Here is a 21,094-nt window from a genome sequence, read left to right as displayed (position 1 = left end):
CCACTTTAGAGATAATGCCATCCAAAAGGGAGTTGAACGGTCAGATGCATGGAAAACACGCATCCTCATTTCACGAAAACATTTCTAAAATCAGAACGTTAATCGTCCAGGCCGCACTCGAGCCGGGCGACCGTCTCCCGTCGGAACGGGAACTCGCTGAAACGCTGTCCATCAGCCGGGCCTCAGTCCGTGAAGCATTACGGGCGCTCAGCTTCCTAGGGATTGTTGAGACGAAACACGGCGGCGGCACGTTTTTGTGCGAACAGGATCGGCACCGTTACATCGAAATCTTGTCAGAGTTCATCGTCACGAAACAGACGAAGGCGTCGGACATCGTCGATATGTTGCGTTTGCTCGAGCGCTTGGCGTTGACGGAAGTCGAACCGACCCCGGAACGCATCGCGTTGCTCGAGTCGAGTGTTGAGACGGACCGCGCCTTCCGGCAAAACCTCATCTTCGGATTAAAGAATGAACTGTTCATTCGAATCTGGAGCGAAGTGAACCGGTTTTATGACGGCACGGACGCTGGCGACCTATATACGGAAGACGAACGTAGACGATTGTTGGAGATGTGGCGTGGGGCGGGGATGCCGGAATGAACGAGGGGGAAGCGATGACTGCTTTTTTCAAGAAACCTAAACGATATATGCCATTGCGTCAACGAGAACCAAAGATTGATGCACCACAAGGCTTGATGACGAAATGTCCATCTTGTAAATATATGCATTACACGAAACAGTTAAATGAGAACCATAAAGTGTGTGATTGCGGCTACCATTTCCCGCTCAGTGCAGATGAGCGGATTCATATGTTGGTCGATACTGAATCGTTTGAAAAATTCGCGGGACCGCTCGTCAAAGAGAACCCGCTTGATTTTCCAGATTATGAAGATAAATTGAAAAAAGACAGGGAACGAACTGGGATTGAAGAAGCGATTGTATGCGGTCGTGCCACAATCGACGGTCTGCCGGTCGTCGTCTGCGTCATGGATGCCCGCTTCCGTATGGGGTCGATGGGCGCCTACGTCGGGGAAGCGATTGCCTCGGCGGTCCGGACCGCAACGAAAGACGGATTGCCGGTCGTCCTGTTCACGGCCTCGGGCGGTGCCCGCATGCAAGAAGGTATGGTCAGCTTGATGCAGATGGCCAATACGTCAATCGCCTTGAAAGAACATGACGAGGCGGGTCTTCTCTATGTCGCCTACTTGACGCATCCGACAACAGGTGGCGTGTCGGCGAGTTTCGCGATGCTTGGTGACGTGAACGTCGCTGAACCGGGAGCATTGATCGGCTTTGCCGGTCGTCGCATCATCGAACAGACGATTCGTGAAAAATTGCCAGACAACTTCCAAACTGCCGAGTTTCTATTAGAAGCGGGTCAATTGGACGCCGTCGTTCATCGTGAACAGATGCGTTCGTTCTTGAAGCAGATGATCGAGTTACACGGCGGGGAGGTCCATCATGTTTGATCCAATCAAAGAAGTGAATGAACAGCTCGGGAAGTTGCGCGAGACGGCGGAGACGAAAGGAATCGATTTATCTCGTGAGATTCGTCACCTTGAAGCGAAGCTTCATCGATTAGAAAAAGACATTTATGGGAATATGAAACCGTGGGATCGCGTGCAGCTGGCACGAAATCCGAAACGACCGACGACGCTTGATTATATCGATCGTCTGTTCCCGGATTTCATCGAGTTGCACGGTGACCGTCACGGCTATGATGACGCTGCGATTGTAGCGGGGTTGGCCACACTCGACGGCGTCCCGGTGACGATTGTCGGCCACCAACGTGGACGGAACACGAAAGAGAACATGAAACGCAACTTTGGGATGCCACATCCAGAAGGCTATCGCAAAGCGCTTCGCTTCATGAAGCAAGCCGAGAAGTTCAATCGTCCGGTCATCACGTTCATCGATACAAAAGGCGCCTACCCTGGTAAAGCGGCGGAAGAGCGTGGACAAAGCGAGGCGATTGCCCGCAACCTGTTCGAAATGGCGACGTTGAAAGTTCCGATTATCTCGATTGTCATCGGGGAAGGCGGATCGGGCGGGGCGCTCGGAATTGGTGTTTGTGACCGCTTGCTCATGCTCGAGAACAGCACGTATTCGGTCATTTCACCGGAAGGCGCGGCTGCCCTGCTTTGGAAAGACGCGAAGCTTGCGGAACGTGCAGCGGAAACGATGAAGATTACGGCACAAGACTTGTTGAATTTAGGGATTGTCGATGAAGTCGTCACTGAGGTGTTCGGTGGGGCCCATATCGATGTGTCATTACAGTCATCACTCTTAAAGCCTGTATTAGCACAACACATGACCGAGTTGCGAGGGCGGACTCAAAATGAGTTGTTGCGAGGGCGCGCTGCCAAATATCATGAAATTGGCACAATTGGCTCGTGAAAACGTTAACAATCGCTTTGCGTTCACGTTAATTCACTCACGGGTTGACTGCTTTTGAGCACACCCTATGCTTTTTTTTCACATACTTGTGTTGTAAAACAAAGGTCAGACATGGTATTTTATTTTCAGATTTCGTTAAAACACATAAGAGGTGAGTGACGTGAATTTAAAACGTATTGCGGTATTGACAAGTGGGGGAGACGCCCCCGGTATGAACGCTGCAGTCCGTGCCGTGACCCGAAAAGCGATTTTCGAAGGTCTAGAAGTGTACGGTGTGTATAACGGCTATCAAGGTCTAATCGAAGGAGATCTCGTTGAATTGAACCTCGGTTCTGTCGGCGATATCATCCAACGCGGAGGAACATTCTTACGTTCTGCCCGTTGCCCTGAGTTTAGAACCGAAGAGGGCCGTGCCAAAGCGGTCGAACAGTTGAAGAAATTTAATATCGACGCGCTCGTAGTCGTCGGGGGCGACGGTTCTTACCGTGGCGCCCAAAAGTTGACGGAGCTTGGATTCCCGACAATCGGGCTTCCAGGAACAATCGACAACGATATCCCAGGAACGGACGCGACAATCGGATTCGATACGGCGCTCAATACGGCGCTTGACGCGATTGATAAAATCCGTGACACGGCGTCGTCGCATGAACGGACGTACGTCATCGAAGTGATGGGCCGTGATGCAGGTGACATCGCACTTTATGCCGGTCTTGCCGGTGGTGCCGAGTCAATTCTCGTCCCGGAACGTCCAGAAGATTTGAGTGCCATCGTCGACCGCATCAATCATGGTGTGGCGCGCGGTAAAAAACACTCGATCGTCGTTGTTGCCGAAGGCGCAGGCAGTGCCGAAGAAATCGGAAAAATGATCGCTGAGAAGACAAACTCAGAGACGCGTGTGACGATTCTTGGACATATCCAACGTGGCGGTTCCCCTACTGCTGCTGACCGTGTGCTTGCGAGCCGCATGGGTGCATATGCCGTAGAGATTTTACTCGAAGGCAAAGCCGGACGTGTCGTCGGTATTCGTGGCGGTAAGATGATGGATCTAGATATCGATGAAGCGCTCGATCATAACAAACATACGATCGATATGCAGTTGATTGATCTTTCGAACCAACTTTCGATTTAACGAGTAGCAGTGAATTCCACAGAGACGGGATCAGGTCGGTCGACCCCCCGTTTTCTGTGTGTAAATGCAATACATCCCCTAGGAGGTTTTTATTTATGCGTAGAACGAAAATTGTATGTACGATTGGACCAGCTTCAGAGAAACGTCTTCCGGAAATGATTGAAGCCGGAATGAACGTCGCTCGTCTCAACTTCTCACACGGTGACTATGAAGAGCACGGAGCACGTATCCGCGACATCCGTGAAGCATCAAAAGCTGCCGGTAAAGTTGTGACGGTTCTTCTTGACACGAAAGGTCCTGAAATCCGTACACATACGTTTGAAGAAGGAAAAGCACTCCTCGAAAAAGGCAAAGAAGTCATCATCGTCTCGACAGAAGAAATCGTCGGAACGAAAGATCGCTTCTCAGTCACGTACGAAGGCTTGTACGAAGACGTTGAAGTCGGTTCACGCATCATGCTCGACGACGGACTTATCGGTCTCCTTGTCGTTGAGAAGCTCCCGAACCGTGACCTTCGTTGCGTCATCGAAAACGAAGGCGTCATCAAGACGAAGAAAGGTGTCAACTTGCCTAACGTCAAAGTGAACCTTCCTGCCCTTACAGACAAAGACATCGCCGACATCGAGTTCGGTATCTCACAAGACATCGATGTCATCGCGGCATCATTCGTCCGCCGTGCGTCTGACGTCGTTGAGATTCGTCAACTTCTCGAGCGCAACAACGCGTCACACATCAAAATCTATCCGAAAATCGAGAACCAAGAAGGTGTCGACAACATCGACGAAATCTTGGCGATTTCAGACGGTTTGATGGTCGCTCGTGGTGACCTCGGGATCGAGATTCCAACTGAAGAAGTCACACCAGTCCAAAAAGAATTAATCAAGAAGTGTAACGACCTCGGGAAACCGGTCATCACAGCTACACAGATGCTTGACTCAATGCAACGCAACCCGCGTCCAACACGTGCGGAAGCATCTGACGTTGCCAACGCCATCCTCGATGGTACGGATGCGGTCATGCTTTCTGGTGAGACGGCAGCAGGGGACTACCCAATCGAGTCAGTTCAAATGCAAGCAGCGATCGCTGTTCGTACTGAGCAAATGCTCGACTATAAAAACTTGCTCAAAGATCGTCAGAAGCGCAGTGAGCATACGGTAACGGATGCGATCTCACAAGCGGTTGCCCACACGGCAATCAACTTGAACGCGAAAGCAATCTTGACACCGACACAATCAGGTTACACGGCTGCTCGTACAGCGAAGTATCGCCCAGAGGCGAACATCATCGCGGTCACAGAGTCAGAGCGTGTGGCGCGTCAATTGAACCTCGTTTGGGGCGTGTACCCGATCGTGGCTGACACGATGCCGAACAACACGGATGAGATGTTGGTACAAGCTTCAGAAGCAGCTCGTCACGCTGGATTCGTCACAGACGGTGACCTCGTCGTCATCTCGGCTGGTATCCCGGCTGCGACTGCGGGTACGACGAACATGATGAAAGTTCATATCGTCGGTCACGCCCTCGCAAACGGACGCGGCATCGGTGAGCGTGGTCTCGTCGGTGAAGTCGTCGTTGCGAACAATGCAGACGAAGCGAATGCGAAAGCGAAAGAGGGCATGATCCTCGTCGCACCATTCACAGATAAAGAAATGATGCCAGCAATTGAAAAAGCGGCTGGAATCATCACAGAAGACGGTGGATTGACGAGCCATGCCGGTATCGTTGGACCATCACTCCGCAAGCCGGTTATCGTCGGTGTCGAATCAGCGACATCAACGTTCCGCGATGGACAGATGATTTCAATCGACCCACTTACTGGTAAAATCTACAACGCGTAATCGAATGCCAATCGAACCGACCTTTTTATGAGGTCGGTTCTTTTTCCATTCAGAAAGAGAGTGTGTCATGAGTGCCTATTTATTCTTGCTGTTGCTCGTATTGATTGGGGTTATCTCCCATAACCAGTCGGTCATCATCGCCAGCAGCGTCCTCTTGATTATTAAAGCGGTAGGATTCGGTGACCAACTGTTCCCGACGCTCGCGTCAAAAGGAATCCATTGGGGCGTAACGATTATTACGATTGCCGTCCTGGTGCCGATTGCGACCGGCGACATTGGATTCCGGGAATTGTGGAATAGTATTAAAGGTCCAGTCGGCATCATCGCGTTCGCCTCTGGAATCTTCGTCGCGCTCGCTGCCGGCCAAGGCGTCCAACTGATGCGGGTCGATCCCGTCGTCACGACGGCATTGCTCGCTGGAACCATCCTGGCCGTCGGTTTCATGAAAGGTGTACCGGTCGGACCGCTCGTCGGTGCCGGCATCGCCGCCTTGATTTTAGGTGGATTTAGCCTGTTACAAAAATGGTTCTGACATTTTTTGACGGCTGGATACGCTTACATTTCTTTTTTTCAGTAAATTGTTTATACTAGATAAAGGACAGGGCGGAGCGAGCTCGAAACGGATTGGGGAGAGTCTTCGACTCCTCGCCCTTATTCCCTACACACAGACTGTATATGCGGTCGATCACTTTTAAAGACTGAGGGGGAGTTATTGATGTCAACGACAAAAGGTTTAGAAGGAATTGTGGCAGCGGCCTCAAAAGTCAGTTCGATTATCGACGGACAATTGACTTACGGAGGATACACGATTGATGATTTGGCAGACCATGCCACATTCGAAGAGGTTGTTTTCCTATTGTGGAACGACCGCCTTCCGAAAGCAGATGAATTAACTGAGCTCTCAGCAGCGCTCGTGAAAGAAGCCAAATTGCCAGAAGACGTCATCGCGACGCTCGAGCGGGCGCCGAAATCGGCCAATGCGATGGCGACGATTCGGACTGCACTTTCACAGCTCGCGCTTTATGATGAAGAGTCTGAAGATATGAGTCCGGAAGCGAACATGCGCAAAGCGATTCGTCTCCAAGCGCAAATCGCCACGATCGTGACGGCATTCGCTCGTCTTCGTAAAGGCGAACAACCGGTTGCACCAAAACAGGGCTTGTCTTATGCGGGCAACTTCTTGTACATGTTGAACGGAGAAGAGCCGAGCGAGGTCGCCGAGAAGACGATTGACAAGGCACTCATCCTTCATGCCGACCATGAATTGAACGCTTCGACGTTCACGGCCCGCGTCTGCGTCGCCACATTGTCGGATATTTATTCTGGTGTGACGGCGGCGATGGGCGCCCTTAAAGGCCCGCTCCACGGCGGTGCGAACGAGGCGGTCATGAAAATGCTTCACGAAATCGGCTCGGTCGACAAAGTCGAAGACTACGTCCGCGGCAAGTTCGAACGCCGTGAGAAAATCATGGGCTTCGGCCACCGTGTCTATAAGGACGGCGACCCGCGCGCGAAACACTTGAAAGAGATGAGCCGCCAATTGACGGCCCAAATCGGCGAACCGGAATGGTACGAGATGTCTGAGAAAATCGACCATCTCGTCGAGACGGAAAAAGGCTTGAAACCGAACGTCGATTTCTATTCGGCATCAACGTATTATGCACTCGGCCTCGACGAAGAGTTGTTCACGCCCATCTTTGCGGTCTCACGCATGTCGGGCTGGATTGCCCACATCCTCGAGCAGTATGCGGATAACCGTTTGATCCGTCCTCGCGCTGAATACATCGGCGAGACGAACCGGTCATACGTCCCGGTGAACGAGCGTTAATTGACGCCGGACGAGAAGTTCGAGTCACAATTTAGACATAAACTTTGGTAAACTAACAATTGACGTAGGTCGGCGCTCGCGTCGGCCTACATAAATGTACTTAGGGGGATTCATTATGTTGACACAAAACGAAAAGATTACAGTTGAAAACGGTGTATTAAACGTACCGAACGTACCGACGATTCCATTTATCATCGGCGACGGCACAGGACCAGATATTTGGAACGCTTCCGTGCGTGTCTTTGATGCGGCTGTCGAAAAAGCATACGGCGGCGAGAAGAAAATCGAATGGATGGAAGTGTACGCTGGGGAGAAAGCCTACAACCAAAAAGGCGAATGGCTTCCAAACGAGACACTCGATGAAATCCGTGAATATTTGATTGCCATCAAAGGTCCATTGACGACACCAGTCGGCGGCGGTATCCGTTCACTCAACGTAGCACTCCGTCAAGAACTTGACTTGTACACGTGCTTGCGCCCGGTCCGTTACTTCACAGGCGTCCCTTCACCGGTCAAACGCCCAGAGGATACAGACATGGTCATCTTCCGTGAGAACACAGAAGATATCTACGTAGGAATCGAATACGCGTCAGGTAGCGACGAAGTGAAGAAGTTGATCTCATTCTTGAAAGAAGAGATGAACGTCAACAAAATCCGTTTCCCAGAAACGTCTGGAATCGGGATCAAGCCAATCTCGTCTGAAGGAACGAAACGCCTTGTTCGTGCGGCTCTCGAGTACGCCATTGCGAACAACCGTAAATCGCTCACGCTCGTCCACAAAGGGAACATCATGAAGTTCACAGAAGGCGCCTTCAAAAACTGGGGCTATGAGCTCGCAGAAGAAGAGTACGGCGACAAAGTCTTCACATGGGCACAGTATGACCGCATCAAAGAAGAGTCAGGTGAAGCGGCTGCGAACGAAGCGCAATCGAAAGCTGAAGCAGAAGGCAAAATCATCGTAAAAGATTCAATCGCTGATATCTTCTTGCAACAGATTTTGACACGTCCGCGTGAGTTCGATGTCGTGGCAACGATGAACTTGAACGGCGACTACATCTCGGATGCGCTCGCTGCCCAAGTCGGTGGAATCGGGATCGCACCTGGAGCGAACATCAACTACGTGACGGGCCATGCCATCTTCGAAGCGACACACGGTACGGCACCGAAGTATGCCGGCCTCGATAAGGTCAACCCGTCATCGGTCATCTTGTCAGGTGAAATGATGCTTCGTCATATGAACTGGAACGAAGCGGCTGACCTCATCATCAACTCGATGGAGAAGACAATCGCCTCGAAAGTCGTCACATACGATTTCGCTCGTCTCATGGACGGCGCGACAGAAGTGAAGTGTTCAGAGTTTGCGGATGAATTAATCAAAAACATGTAAGACATCAGCTAAACCAAGGGGGAGAGCACAATGATTCGTCGCAATAAGATCTCGGTTATCGGTAGCGGATTCACGGGGGCCACGACGGCACTGTATTTGGCTCAAAAAGAACTCGGTAACGTCGTGCTGCTCGATATCAAAGAGAACGAGAACCCGACGAAAGGAAAAGCGCTCGATATGCAAGAGACGGCGCCGATTCAAGGGTTTGACTCGTGGATTACAGGGACGTCGGACTATGCGGAAACGGCGGACTCGGATATCGTCGTCATCACAGCCGGAATCGCACGCAAGCCAGGTATGAGCCGGGACGACCTTGTCTCGACGAACGCCAAAGTGATGCGGGCGGTCACGAAAGAAGTGGCCCGTTACTCACCGGATGCGATTATCATCGTCTTGACGAACCCGGTCGACGCGATGACGTACGCCGCCTTCAAAGAGTCGGGTTTCCCGAAAGAGCGTGTCATCGGTCAATCCGGTGTACTCGATACGGCCCGGTTCCGGACGTTCGTCGCTGCGGAGTTGAATATCTCTGTGAAGGACGTCTCTGGATTCGTGCTCGGCGGGCACGGGGATGACATGGTCCCGCTCATCCGCTATTCGTACGCGGGAGGAATCCCGCTCGAGAAATTATTGCCGACCGACCGCATCGAAGCGATCGTCAATCGGACCCGTAAAGGTGGCGGTGAGATCGTTCAGCTACTCGGGAACGGATCGGCCTATTATGCGCCGGCTGCGGCCATCGTCGAGATGGTCGAAGCGATCCTCAAAGATCAACGGCGGATTTTACCGGCCATCGCGTATCTCGACGGCGAATACGGGTTCCACGACTTGTATCTCGGTGTCCCGACGATTCTTGGTGCGAACGGGATTGAACGTGTGCTCGAACTTGAATTGACGGAAGCCGAAACGGCGGCGCTACAACGCTCAGCCGATTCGGTCCGCTCCGTCTTGAACGTCCTCAATTGAGGGCTTACCTCGTCTGCTTTGGCAGACGAGGTTTTTTGTATGCGTGGCGCATGCTACACTAAAAGCAGAACGTGGATTTGTTTTGTTTTTGTAAAGATTTGCTTTGAGGTTGGTCGTACGTGGCATTGATTTGTAAAATAGGTAGTGTACATGACTGAACAGATAGATTAGAGGAGGAACTAAGCGTGGCTGATAAAGTAATTGTTGTCGATGACGAGGTGTCGATTGCGACGTTATTGAAGTTTAATTTAGAGCAGGCCGGATTCGAGGTCGAGACGGCGCACGACGGGAAGACCGGACTTGAGCTGGCCGAGAAGCAAGATGCCGTTTTGATCGTCCTCGACTTGATGTTGCCTGAGATGGACGGGCTCGAAGTTTGCAAACGGCTCCGCCAACAAAAAGTGAACACGCCGATTCTCATGTTGACGGCGAAAGACGATGAGTTCGATAAAGTGCTCGGCCTCGAACTCGGTGCCGATGACTATTTGACGAAGCCGTTCAGCCCACGGGAAGTCGTAGCCCGGGTCAAAGCCATCCTGCGCCGTTCGGCCCCACAAGAAGCGCCGGCGACGGACACGGACGTCATCGAGATTGGCGACGTGAAAATCATCGCGTCGAACTATGAAGTGTTCAAGAACGGCGAACGCCTCGAATTGACACCGAAGGAGTTCGAACTGTTGGCCTACCTGGCCAAGAACAAAGGACGCGTCTTGACGCGCGACCAGCTCTTGTCGGCGATTTGGAATTACGACTTCGTCGGAGATACGCGTATCGTGGACGTCCACATCAGCCACCTCCGGGAGAAGATTGAGCCGGTGACGAAAAAACCGACCTATATCAAGACGATTCGCGGCCTCGGTTATAAGATGGAAGAGCCGATGGCCGAATGAAGACGTACCGCTCGCGGTTTTTGACGACGCTCATCCTGCTCGTGACGGGCGTCTTATTGACCCTCGGAATCGTGCTCGGTCAATTGTTCAAAGACTTTTATTTGGATTCTGAACGCGACCGGTTGAAAGAAGACGCTGAGTTGGCTGCGCTCTATTTAGATGGAGGCGACCTTGCGGACATCCAAGACTACGTCGGCCAAATCGATGATGAGAGCAGTTTCGATATCTTGCTCCTCAATCGTCGGATGGAAGTCATCGCTGGGACGCCGTTTCGGGTCGGCTCATTTGATTTCCGGATGGATGCCGCGTCGATTCCGGAAGGTGGGACGTTCGGAAACGAGACACGGGATGACTTGATTCAGTTCACGAAGCCAATCGAACTGTCATCCGGTGACACGGTGTACTTGAGCTTTATCCGTTACGTCTCCGATTTGGAAGGGGTATATGACCGAATTTGGCTGACCATCGCCTTGGCCTTGATTTTCTCGTTCTTCTTAATCCTTTTTGTTTTACACAACCTGACGAACCAATTCATCCGACCGATCGACGAGGCGACCATCGTCTTGCGGGAACTGGCGGACGGGAACTATCGGGCCCGCGTCTATGAGTTGCGAAACGATGAAGAGACAGGCAGTCTGGCCGGATCGATTAACGTGCTCGCCCGCAATTTAGAGACGATCTCACTCGGCGAATCGGTTCAACGGGCAAGGCTAGAGTCGCTCATCGAGTATATGGGGGCAGGGTTGCTCTTGGTCGACGAACGTGGCATCGTGACACTCGTCAACCGCTCGTATCGCGACATGTTCCAATATGATGAATTGATGATCGGCCAGTTTTATCACGGCATCTTGCCGAGCCCGGACGTCGAGACGTTGATTGAAGACGTTTATTTGACAGAGGAGCCGCACCGCCGACAACTGTCAATCCGATCCGGTTTCAATCAAAAGACGTATATGGTGTCGGCCGCGCCGATTTTCAGTGATACAGGCATGTTGCGCGGGACGACGCTTCTCTTTAACGACATCACCGAGTTAAAGCGTCTCGAGAAGATGCGCAAAGATTTCGTCGCGAACGTCAGCCATGAGTTGAAGACACCACTCACATCGATTCGCGGCTTCAGCGAGACGCTGCTCGACGGGGCGAAAGAAGTACCGGAACTGCGCGATCAATTCTTGGATATCATTCAAAAAGAAGCGACGCGCATGCAGATGCTCGTCGAGGACTTGCTCGAACTGTCGCGGCTCGAACGGGAGGATTTCCATTTGGAGTTCACCCCGGTCCAGCTCAATCAGCTCGTCGAGGAAGTCTGCCTCGTGCTCAGTCAAAAAGCAGAACAGAAATCGATTCATTTGGAATCGCGCCACGATGGGGAAGTCGTCTTACAGGCGGACATGAACCGAATCAAACAAGTCATCTTGAATCTCGTCGCCAATGCGATCAACTACTCGCCGGAAGGCAGCCAAGTCGAGATTGCGGTCGAGAAGAGACCGGACGGCTCTTATTTGATCGTCAAAGACAATGGCATCGGCATCGCGCCGAAAGAAGTGGGCCGAATCTTTGAACGGTTCTACCGGGTCGATAAGGCGCGGAGCCGAAATTCCGGTGGGACCGGACTCGGCCTCGCCATCGTCAAGCATATTGTCGATCTCCATCACGCGACGATTCAAGTCGACAGCGTCGAAGGTGAAGGGACGACGTTCACCATCAAATTCCCGAGTGCTTAACAAGGAATTCATGGCGAATTCATACCGGCTTTACAAAGCGATGCTACTCTATGGATGAGACCTCTTCATCATCTCGTGTCCCGATTGGTGCTCATCTCCACTCGATCGGGAAGATTGACCCTTTTCTAGTTTCTAGAAAAGGGTCTTTTTTTTCGAACGCATGTACCCGTATGATATGATGGAACCAGATAGAATGGAGGTTGTCCAATGAATAAACTACTACTCCTTGACGGAAACTCACTCACGTATCGTGCCTTTTTCGCGTTGCCTCCGATGACGGATGCGAGCGGTCGGAACACGAACGCCGTGTACGGGTTCACGATGATGTTATTGAAGCTGATGGAAGACGAACAGCCGACACATTTCGCGGTCGCGTTCGATGCGTCGAAAAAGACGTTCCGCCACGACACGTATGCCGACTATAAAGGCGGACGGCAAAAAACACCGGGTGAGCTTCGCGAGCAATTCCCGATCGTCCGTGAGATTTGCGAGGCGTTCGGCATCAAAGTGCTTGAGCTCGACCAGTACGAGGCCGATGACATCATCGGGACGCTTTCAAAAAATACCGCGTTCGACCAAGTGACGGTCGTCACCGGTGATAAGGATTTACTGCAGTTGATTGACGACCGTGTCACCGTCTATTTGACGAAGCGCGGTATCACCGACGTCGAGGCGATGGACGCGGCGGCATTCCACGAGCGGTATGAGGGACTGAGCCCGCTTCAAATGATTGATTTGAAGGGGCTGATGGGCGATAAATCCGATAACATCCCGGGCATCCCCGGTGTCGGTGAGAAGACGGCCCTCAAATTGCTCACGGCCTACGGTTCCGTAGAAGGCCTGTATGAACATACGCACGAACTAAAAGGGAAACAAAAAGAGAAAGTCGAGGCGAACGAGCGAGAAGCGCTCATGTCGAAACAATTGGCGACGATTTATACCGACGTGCCGATTGACGTCACCATGGACGAGCTCACGTTCCATCCGTATGACGCTGGAAGAGTGAAGCCGCTGTTCATGAGCCTGCAGTTCAAGTCGCTTCTCGGGAAACTGAGTCTCGACGCGTCGAGCGAGGAAGCCGTGGAAGTGCGTGACGTGAACCACATCGGGATTGACGAGCAAGATTTGACAGAGGCGGTCCTCTTCCTCGAACAACTTCGCGACGATTATTTCGAAGAACCGGTCATCGGCGTAGCCATCGCTTCAAAAGCCGGAGTGACCGTCGGCGACGTGTCGCTCTTAGACGTCTCGACTGTCCGCGAGTGGCTGGCGGATGAAGACCGGGCCACGATTTGTCTCGATGCGAAACAGACAATCATTCAACTGAAGCGCCACGGCGTGTCGCTTCGAGGCTACGAGGACTTGCTCGTCGCCGGCTATTTGCTCAACTTATCGGGCGGGACGACGCTCGACTCGATTGCCGCCCATTTCGAATACGCGTTGCCGGAAGACGAGGCCGTATACGGAAAAGGTGCCAAACTGCACGTGCCGGATCAAGACGTCCTCGACCAGCACCTCGGGGAGAAGGTGATGGCCATCTTGACGTTGTTCGTCAACGTCAGTAACGAACTCGTCAAAAACGAGCAGACATCGCTGTATGAGGATTTGGAACGACCGCTCGCCTCGGTGCTCGCTGAGATGGAGTGGGCCGGGATTCATGTCGATGTGGCGACGTTGAAGGTGATGGAAGACGATCTTCGCGAACGCCTGCTTCAGCTCGAGACCGAAATTCACAGCCTCGCCGGTGAAGCGTTCAATATCAATTCACCGAAGCAACTCGGCGTCATCTTGTTCGAGAAGCTGGCGTTGCCGCCGGTCAAGAAGACAAAGACGGGGTACTCGACGGCGGCGGACGTGCTTGAGAAGCTTGCACCACTCCACCCGATCGTCGAACATATCATGCATTACCGCGAACTTGGGAAGTTGCAGTCGACGTACGTCGAGGGGTTACAGAAAGTCATCAAGGACGACGGGAAAATCCATACCCGTTACACGCAGACGTTGACGCAGACGGGACGATTATCGTCGGTCAACCCGAACTTGCAAAACATCCCGATTCGCTTGGAAGAAGGGCGCCGGATTCGTAAGGCGTTCACGGCGAGCGAATCCGATTGGGTGCTCTATGCGGTCGACTACTCACAAATCGAACTCCGCATCATGGCCCACATGTCGCAGGATGAAAAGATGCTCGAGGCGTTCCTGCATGACGAGGATATCCATACGTCGACGGCAGCCAACGTGTTCCGGGTCGCCAAAGAAGAAGTGACGTCGCTCATGCGACGCCAAGCGAAAGCGGTCAACTTCGGAATCATCTATGGCATTAGTGATTACGGGCTGTCGCAAAACCTCGGCATTAGCCGAAAAGAAGCGCAGACGTTCATCGATACGTACTTCGAGCAGTTCCCAGGAGTGAAACGATTCATGGATGCCGCCATCGAACGGGCCCGGGAACACGGCTACGTCGAGACGATGTTGAAACGCCGCCGCAATATCCCGGACATCCATTCCCGCAACTTCAACTTGCGCGGTTTCGCCGAACGGACGGCCATCAATACGCCGATTCAAGGGACGGCAGCCGATATTATCAAGAAAGCGATGATTGACGTCGATGTGGCGCTCCGCGAATCGGGCTTACGCTCGAAATTATTGCTTCAAGTCCACGATGAACTCATCTTCGAAGGACCGAAAGCAGAGACGGAAGCGCTCGAAAAAATCGTCAAGCAAGCGATGGAGCACACAATCACCTTGGATGTCCCGCTCCGCGCGGACGGTTCGTTTGGTGAGACGTGGTTCGACACGAAATAAGAGCGAGAAAGGAAATCAATATGCCTGAATTACCAGAAGTGGAGACGGTCTGTCGCCGATTGCGACCGTTCGTCTCCGGAAAAACGATTGCAAATGTCGAAGTGCTCGACGCGAAAATCATTCGGGGACACGAACCGGAGATTTGGAAACAACAGTTGCTCGACGAGACGATACAAGACGTCGAGCGACGGGGGAAATTTATTTTGTTCAAATTGACGAACGGATATCTCGTTTCGCATCTCCGAATGGAAGGGAAATTCTTCCCACATGACGAAATGGTCAATCCGGTCAAACATACGCACGTCGTCTTCACGTTCACGGACGGGACGACGCTTCATTACAACGATGTCAGAAAGTTCGGCACGATGGAACTGAAGACGAATGACGAGTTGTATGTGACACCGCCGCTGTCGCTACTCGCACTTGAACCGTTCGATTCGGGAGTGACGGCGGAGACGCTCCACACCCGCTTGAAGCGGATGAATGTCCGTGCCATCAAGACGGCACTCCTCGACCAGTCGATTTTCGTCGGTCTCGGCAACATTTACGTCGATGAGACGTTGTTCCGGGCCGGGGTCCATCCGACGCGCCCGGCGGCCTCGCTCTCGCTTGACGAGGTGCGCTTGGTGCATCAAGAAGCTGTGGCCGTGTTGACTGAAGCGATTGAGCGCGGCGGGAGCACAATCCGAAGCTACACGAATCCGGATGGGGCGAGCGGAACGTATCAAGAGACGCTCTACGTATATGGTCAGACCGGTGAGCCGTGTAAACGATGCGGCCGACCGATTGAAAAGATGAAATTGGGCGGACGGGGCACGCACTACTGTCCGCACTGCCAACAGTAAGAGGTGGACACGATGTTGAAGATTGGTTTGACAGGTGGAATTGCGACAGGGAAGTCGACCGTATCCCGTCTGTTTCGAAAACAAGGAATCCCGATTATCGATGCCGATAAAATGGCGCGGATCGTCATCGAGCCGGGAGGCAAGGCGTTCGCGGCCGTTCGTGAGGCGTTCCCACAATGCTTCTCGGGCGACGCATTGAACCGTCAGGCGCTCGGGCGTGAGATTTTCCATGATGATGCCAAACGTCACTTGCTGAATCAACTCATGCATCCGGCCATCCGCGAGGAGATGCTCGAGGAGATGCGTGGCTATGAGGCGGCGGGCGAGAAGGTCGTCATCTTCGACATCCCGCTCTTGTTCGAAGGGACGATGCGGGACCTCGTCGATTATACGGTCGTCGTCTATTGTCGGGAGGAGATTCAGCTGATGCGCCTCATGGAGCGGAACGGCTTGACGAAAGCTGAAGCGCTCGCGCGCATCCATGCCCAGATGCCGATTGAAGAGAAGAAGCAACAGGCTGATTTTTTAATCAACAACAACGGTGCCTTAGGCGATTTGTCGGCCCAAGTGGCCCGCCTCGTCGAACAATTTGAAGACATGAAAAAAGAAGGCGACTGAGCGCCTTCTTTTTTTGTTCAGTTCAATGGGTCTGAGTCCGGTCGGCCTTTCTTCCATGTGTCGAAGATGGCTCGGCCGTCACTTGGATGACCGTTCGAATAATAAATCGGATAGAGCGAGAAGAACACGTAATAAAACGAGAAGTACGCGAATTGATACGTATAGAGCGTCGGTTCAATCTCACGCATCAAGATGAAGGCGTTCACGATCAAGATGCTCGATAGGTTGAAGATGGATCCGCCCGCGTATACGAGACTCCTGGTCAAGCGGTTACTATATTTCAAGTCGCTGAACTGACACCACGCGTCATAGAAGTAGACACGGTTGAATTGAAGGCGCCCGACTTTGAATAATTTCTTACCGGTCCCAATCTCCATATCGAGCGAACCCCCAAATAGTTTCGCGAAGAAGAAATGGCCGAATTGATGGATAATCGTCACTATCGGCAAAATGATGAAAAACGAGATGATAAATTTGTCTAAATCGGTCCAATCGAACATGCTGTCCTAGCTCCTTTCCAAGCTCTTCACCAAATTTCCCTCTTTTTCAAATCTGAAACTGTAAAAAAGTGAAAGAAATGTGACGATTCATAGTGAAAACGCTTCCATTTTTCCGTTATAATGGTGTCGTAACGCAGAAAAAAGGGGGACTTTACATGGGGACGAAAGTTGCAATCAATGGATTTGGTCGAATCGGGAGAATGGTGTTCCGAAAATTGATGCTTGAAGGGCGTCACGACGTGGTCGCCATCAATGCGAGTTATCCGGCGGAGACGCTCGCCCACTTGATTAAGCACGACACGGTCCACGGACCGTTCACACTCACGGTCCGGGCGCATGGGGATGCGCTTGAAGTTGATGGGAAGCGAATCATGCTCGTCTCCGAGCGTGATCCGGAGCGGTTGCCGTGGAACGAGCTCGGGGTTGAAATCGTCATCGAGGCGACCGGTAAATTCAATTCAGATGTCGGGGCGAAAAAACATTTGACGGCCGGTGCGAAGAAAGTTATTTTGACGGCACCAGGAAAAGGGGAGCTGCGGACGATTGTCATGGGGGTCAACGATCGTGACTATTTACCGGAACACGATCACGTCATTTCGAACGCCTCGTGCACGACGAACTGTCTCGGCCCGGTCGTGAAAGTATTGGACTCGACGTTCGGAATCGAGACGGGACTCGTCACGACCGTGCATGCCTATACGAATGATCAAAACAATATCGACAATCCGCATAAAGACCTACGGCGCGCCCGTGCTTGTGGTAGTTCCATTATACCGACTTCGACCGGGGCTGCCAAAGCCATCGGACTCGTCTTGCCTGAATTGCAAGGTAAGTTGAACGGGATGGCACTTCGCGTCCCGACACCGAACGTCTCGCTCGTTGACCTCGTCGTCGAGTTGCGCCGGGACGTGACGGTCGATGAAGTAAATGAGGCGTTCGAGCGCGCCGCTCACGGAGAGATGACGGGCATCCTCGGTGTCTCGAACGAACCGCTCGTCTCGATCGACTTCAACGGTGATGAGCGTTCGTCGATTATCGATGCTGATTCGACAATGGTTCTCGGTGGAAACCATGTTAAAGTACTTGCTTGGTACGATAACGAGTGGGGCTATTCGTGCCGTGTTGTTGACCTATTGGACATGGTCGCGAGCTACTTGCAAATCGGGCAACAAGAAACCCACGTTTGAAAAAATATATTTACACAAAAATATTTTTAATGAATTGAAACAAATGTCTTGTATCGACGTCCCAAACACGATACACTCTAACTCGTGAACTTCAATTGGTCTGACAAACGCAACTTAAAGGGTTAGGACCTCTTAGGACTAACTTGCCCCCGTGGTTGTGGGCGATTCAGGCACAAAGTGAGTGAACATCAACTACTTTGAGACCATTGATGTAAAGGGGGATCCACTAATATGGATACTATGGGACGTCACATTATTACAGAACTTTGGGAATGCAATCCCGACAAATTGAACGATATCGACTACATCGAGCGCTTGTTCGTCGATGCAGCACTTCGTTCGGGCGCTGAAGTCCGCGAAGTCGCTTTCCACAAATTTGCGCCACACGGTGTAAGTGGAGTTGTTATCATCTCAGAATCACACTTAACGATTCACAGTTTCCCAGAGCATGGCTACGCATCAGTCGATGTGTTCACATGTGGGGACCGAATCGATCCGGCCACAGCTTCGCAGTACATCGCGGAAGGCTTGGAAGCAAAAGTTCGTGAGGACGTGAAACTTGATCGCGGAATGGGACCGATTCGTGTTCCGGAAGCGCAAGTTGCAATCAGCAAATAATCAGATTGACCTTTTGAGGCTGGCCGAATTTCGGTCAGCCCTTTTAATTGTTTTGTTAACCGCTTAATTTTGATATGCTTAACCTATATAAATAAGGTGTCGAGGTGGATAATGGGATTATTGGATAAGTTTCAAACACATGTCCAGACGGACGATTCGCATAAAAATGAGGCGCTGCGCACACGTTACGTGGCAGCATCGCCGACCGCCGTGCTCACGTGGCTCCGCGAACGAATTGAGGCACAAGGACAAACGGTTCGCCGTGTCGATACAGACCGGGGCGAAGTGGCGTTTAACGGCAACGGCTGGGACGCGCTGGCGACAGTCATTCAAGTGGATGGCGGACGTACGGCTGTCGACTTCACGTTGAACCGGGATCAGATGCTCGGGCCGGACCTTGGTCAAATCGTCACCACATATTATGAGGCGCTGCAAGTGAAATTCCCGCTCCGCGCCATCGGGAATCAATCTGTCGAACGATAAGGAGGGCTGAGCATGCGTTGTCCTAAATGCGATCATAATGGAACGAGAGTGCTCGACTCCCGACCAGTACAAGATTTCTATTCGATTCGTCGCCGTCGCGAATGCGAGGAGTGCGGCTATCGCTTCACCACGTTTGAAACGGTCGAACAGACCCCGCTCATCATCGTCAAAAAAGACGGGAATCGGGAAGAGTTCAGCCGGGAGAAAGTGCTTCGCGGCATTATTCGGGCGTGCGAGAAACGTCCGGTCACGTTGGAACAACTCGAAGGCGTGGTCACGAAAGTCGAACAGCAGCTACGGGCCCTTGGCCAATCGGAGATTCCGAGTGAACAAGTCGGTGAGCTCGTGATGAATGAATTGGCACGCGTTGATGAAGTGGCCTACGTCCGCTTCGCGTCCGTCTATCGCCAGTTCAAAGATATCTCTGTGTTCTTTAAAGAACTTGAAGATTTAATGAAGCAAGAAAAATCGACCAACTAGAGGGGCGGCCTGCTGGTCGCCTTTTTTCAGGGGAGACCTATCATGGAAAAAGAACGAATCCTGTACGGGACTGACGAACTGTTGATTATGAGCACCGGGCTCATCGATCGCGAGTCGTATCAGTCGTTGTATCACTTATATCAGCCGGTCATCGGCGTGAAGGCGCTCGCGATGTATCAGACGCTTTGGAGCGAGCTGAAACCCGGAAAGATGAAATCGAACTATATGTCGCACAGCGCGCTCTGTGAGATGCTCGACTACTCGATTAACGAGCTGACGGACTGTCTGTTCCGGCTCGAGGCGATTGGTCTCGTCCGGACATATAAGACGAAAGACGAGCGCTTGACCCAGTACGTGTATCAACTGCGTGTCCCGCTCGCACCCCATACGTTCTTGAACGACGGACTGTTGTCGAGTTTTCTCTTCTATAAAGTCGGGGAAGTCCGCTTCAAACAGTTGCAAGGACGATTCACGATCGATCCATTGCCGGCCGGGATTATCGAGGTGACGAAAGACTTTAATGAAGTGTTCGACGTCAAAGGTGTGAATCACATGGCGTTCACCCAAAAGAACTACGAGAAACCCGACCGCGCCAAAATCGAGATCAACTATACGTTCGATATGGAAATCGTCAAAAAACTGACGAACTTCCCCGTCGGTTTCTTCACGAAGAAGCTCGATGAGACGATTACGAAACTCGCCTATGTCTCCCAAATCGATGAAGAGACGATGGCCGAGATGTTGAAGGAGTATTTCGTCCACGAGGCGTATCTCCCGCTCAGCGAGCAAGAGAAGCGCGACGGCTGCCGCCAGATGGTGCTGCAGTTGAAGAAGAAACAGACACGGCATCGGAAAGTAAAGTCAGATGAAATCGAAAAGGCGGAAATTGGTGATTTGCATGACGTGACGGTCATGGAAGAAGCGCATCCGCATCAGTACGTGTCGACGTTACGGAAGACGCCGCAGTTGTCGAAGAGTGACGAGCAACTCATCATCGATCTCGTCGATACGCTCGGGCTCGCGCCTAGTGTCATCAACGCGTTGTTCTATTACTGTATCGAAGTGAAAAAGCAGACACGGCTCAGTGAGAACTACGTCATGCGGATTGCGACGAGTTGGAAGACGGCGGGCTATTTGAACGCCAAGGACGCGTTGGAGCAAGAAGCGACACAAGACGCGCTCATCGAGAAGAAACAGCAGAAACGAGAGAACGTGCAACAGCGGACGACCGTCGGCTCGAGACGCAAAGACAACACCGAGATGCCGAAATGGCTCGAGAACGAGGCGAAAGAGCAACGGACGTACGATCAAAAACGAAAACAAGAGCTCGAGGCATCGGTCCCAGACGACGCGGAACTCGTCAAGCTGTTGAATGAATTGAAAGAGAAAGGATGAGGGAC

20 protein-coding genes are annotated in these 21,094 nt (G+C 52.1%); 19 read left to right on the top strand and 1 reads right to left on the bottom strand.

Features of this window, described 5'->3' with window-relative positions; genetic code table 11:
• Positions 1-44 precede the first annotated feature (44 nt).
• The 14 genes from KNO58_RS09670 to coaE all read left to right on the top strand — a co-directional run bounded on the left by KNO58_RS09670 (position 45) and on the right by coaE (position 16,426).
• Complete coding sequence (locus KNO58_RS09670; protein ID WP_021065617.1) at positions 45-599, top strand: FadR/GntR family transcriptional regulator; 555 nt, start codon at positions 45-47, stop codon at positions 597-599.
• A 14-nt stretch (positions 600-613) separates the two neighbouring features.
• Entirely contained in the window at positions 614-1,468 is an 855-nt protein-coding gene (gene accD / locus KNO58_RS09665; RefSeq protein WP_214753419.1) for an acetyl-CoA carboxylase, carboxyltransferase subunit beta, read from the top strand.
• Positions 1,461-2,396 carry an acetyl-CoA carboxylase carboxyltransferase subunit alpha gene (locus KNO58_RS09660; RefSeq protein ID WP_214753416.1) on the top strand — a complete coding sequence of 312 codons (936 nt, stop codon included), beginning with the start codon at positions 1,461-1,463 and terminating at the stop codon, positions 2,394-2,396. The genes accD and KNO58_RS09660 overlap by 8 nt, the downstream gene beginning before the upstream one ends.
• A gap of 160 nt (positions 2,397-2,556) precedes the next feature.
• Positions 2,557-3,525 (top strand): 6-phosphofructokinase, encoded by a 969-nt coding sequence (pfkA, locus tag KNO58_RS09655; protein WP_214753413.1) that lies wholly within the window; start codon positions 2,557-2,559, stop codon positions 3,523-3,525.
• A 95-nt stretch (positions 3,526-3,620) separates the two neighbouring features.
• The gene (gene pyk, locus KNO58_RS09650) at positions 3,621-5,363 is read left to right on the top strand and encodes a pyruvate kinase (RefSeq protein WP_021065621.1); all 1,743 of its coding nucleotides are present in this window, start codon (positions 3,621-3,623) and stop codon (positions 5,361-5,363) included.
• A gap of 67 nt (positions 5,364-5,430) precedes the next feature.
• Positions 5,431-5,895, top strand: coding sequence for a DUF441 domain-containing protein (locus tag KNO58_RS09645; protein WP_021065622.1), 465 nt, complete (start codon positions 5,431-5,433; stop codon positions 5,893-5,895).
• Positions 5,896-6,078: 183 nt separating this feature from the next.
• Complete coding sequence (gene citZ / locus KNO58_RS09640; protein ID WP_214753411.1) at positions 6,079-7,191, top strand: citrate synthase; 1,113 nt, start codon at positions 6,079-6,081, stop codon at positions 7,189-7,191.
• Positions 7,192-7,309: 118 nt separating this feature from the next.
• Complete coding sequence (icd, locus tag KNO58_RS09635) at positions 7,310-8,578, top strand: NADP-dependent isocitrate dehydrogenase (RefSeq protein WP_214753508.1); 1,269 nt, start codon at positions 7,310-7,312, stop codon at positions 8,576-8,578.
• 30 nt (positions 8,579-8,608) lie between these two features.
• Positions 8,609-9,544, top strand: a complete 936-nt coding sequence (gene mdh / locus KNO58_RS09630; protein ID WP_021065625.1) for a malate dehydrogenase — start codon at positions 8,609-8,611, stop codon at positions 9,542-9,544.
• A gap of 185 nt (positions 9,545-9,729) precedes the next feature.
• On the top strand, positions 9,730-10,434 hold the full coding sequence (locus KNO58_RS09625) for a response regulator transcription factor (protein ID WP_214714578.1): 705 nt from the start codon (positions 9,730-9,732) through the stop codon (positions 10,432-10,434).
• Positions 10,431-12,158 carry a two-component system histidine kinase PnpS gene (pnpS, locus tag KNO58_RS09620; protein ID WP_214753409.1) on the top strand — a complete coding sequence of 576 codons (1,728 nt, stop codon included), beginning with the start codon at positions 10,431-10,433 and terminating at the stop codon, positions 12,156-12,158. The genes KNO58_RS09625 and pnpS overlap by 4 nt, the downstream gene beginning before the upstream one ends.
• A gap of 207 nt (positions 12,159-12,365) precedes the next feature.
• Positions 12,366-14,963, top strand: a complete 2,598-nt coding sequence (gene polA / locus KNO58_RS09615; RefSeq protein WP_214753407.1) for a DNA polymerase I — start codon at positions 12,366-12,368, stop codon at positions 14,961-14,963.
• A 20-nt stretch (positions 14,964-14,983) separates the two neighbouring features.
• On the top strand, positions 14,984-15,808 hold the full coding sequence (gene mutM / locus KNO58_RS09610; protein ID WP_029595184.1) for a DNA-formamidopyrimidine glycosylase: 825 nt from the start codon (positions 14,984-14,986) through the stop codon (positions 15,806-15,808).
• Positions 15,809-15,820: 12 nt separating this feature from the next.
• A complete protein-coding gene (gene coaE, locus KNO58_RS09605; RefSeq protein ID WP_214753405.1) occupies positions 15,821-16,426 on the top strand; it encodes a dephospho-CoA kinase in 606 nt (201 codons plus the stop codon).
• Positions 16,427-16,443: 17 nt separating this feature from the next.
• Here coaE and KNO58_RS09600 read toward each other — a convergent pair whose 3' ends face one another.
• Entirely contained in the window at positions 16,444-16,926 is a 483-nt protein-coding gene (locus KNO58_RS09600; protein ID WP_029595186.1) for a site-2 protease family protein, read from the bottom strand.
• A 155-nt stretch (positions 16,927-17,081) separates the two neighbouring features.
• Here KNO58_RS09600 and KNO58_RS09595 point away from each other — a divergent pair, with 155 nt between their 5' ends.
• The 5 genes from KNO58_RS09595 to KNO58_RS09575 all read left to right on the top strand — a co-directional run bounded on the left by KNO58_RS09595 (position 17,082) and on the right by KNO58_RS09575 (position 21,089).
• Positions 17,082-18,113, top strand: coding sequence for a glyceraldehyde-3-phosphate dehydrogenase (locus KNO58_RS09595; RefSeq protein WP_214753403.1), 1,032 nt, complete (start codon positions 17,082-17,084; stop codon positions 18,111-18,113).
• Positions 18,114-18,344: 231 nt separating this feature from the next.
• Positions 18,345-18,731: an adenosylmethionine decarboxylase gene (gene speD / locus KNO58_RS09590; RefSeq protein WP_029595188.1), complete on the top strand. Its 387-nt coding sequence runs from the start codon at positions 18,345-18,347 to the stop codon at positions 18,729-18,731.
• Positions 18,732-18,842: 111 nt separating this feature from the next.
• Positions 18,843-19,214 (top strand): hypothetical protein, encoded by a 372-nt coding sequence (locus KNO58_RS09585; protein WP_214753401.1) that lies wholly within the window; start codon positions 18,843-18,845, stop codon positions 19,212-19,214.
• A gap of 12 nt (positions 19,215-19,226) precedes the next feature.
• Positions 19,227-19,694: a transcriptional regulator NrdR gene (gene nrdR / locus KNO58_RS09580; RefSeq protein ID WP_021065634.1), complete on the top strand. Its 468-nt coding sequence runs from the start codon at positions 19,227-19,229 to the stop codon at positions 19,692-19,694.
• Between the two features lie 42 nt (positions 19,695-19,736).
• Positions 19,737-21,089 carry a DnaD domain protein gene (locus tag KNO58_RS09575; RefSeq protein WP_214753399.1) on the top strand — a complete coding sequence of 451 codons (1,353 nt, stop codon included), beginning with the start codon at positions 19,737-19,739 and terminating at the stop codon, positions 21,087-21,089.
• The last annotated feature ends 5 nt before the right edge of the window (positions 21,090-21,094 follow it).

The sequence above is a fragment of the Exiguobacterium sp. J17977 genome (assembly GCF_018616375.1).
Lineage (GTDB): Bacteria > Bacillota > Bacilli > Exiguobacteriales > Exiguobacteriaceae > Exiguobacterium > Exiguobacterium mexicanum.
The sequence above is the reverse complement of the archived record's forward strand: the minus strand, read 5'-3'. Positions and strand labels throughout refer to the sequence as shown.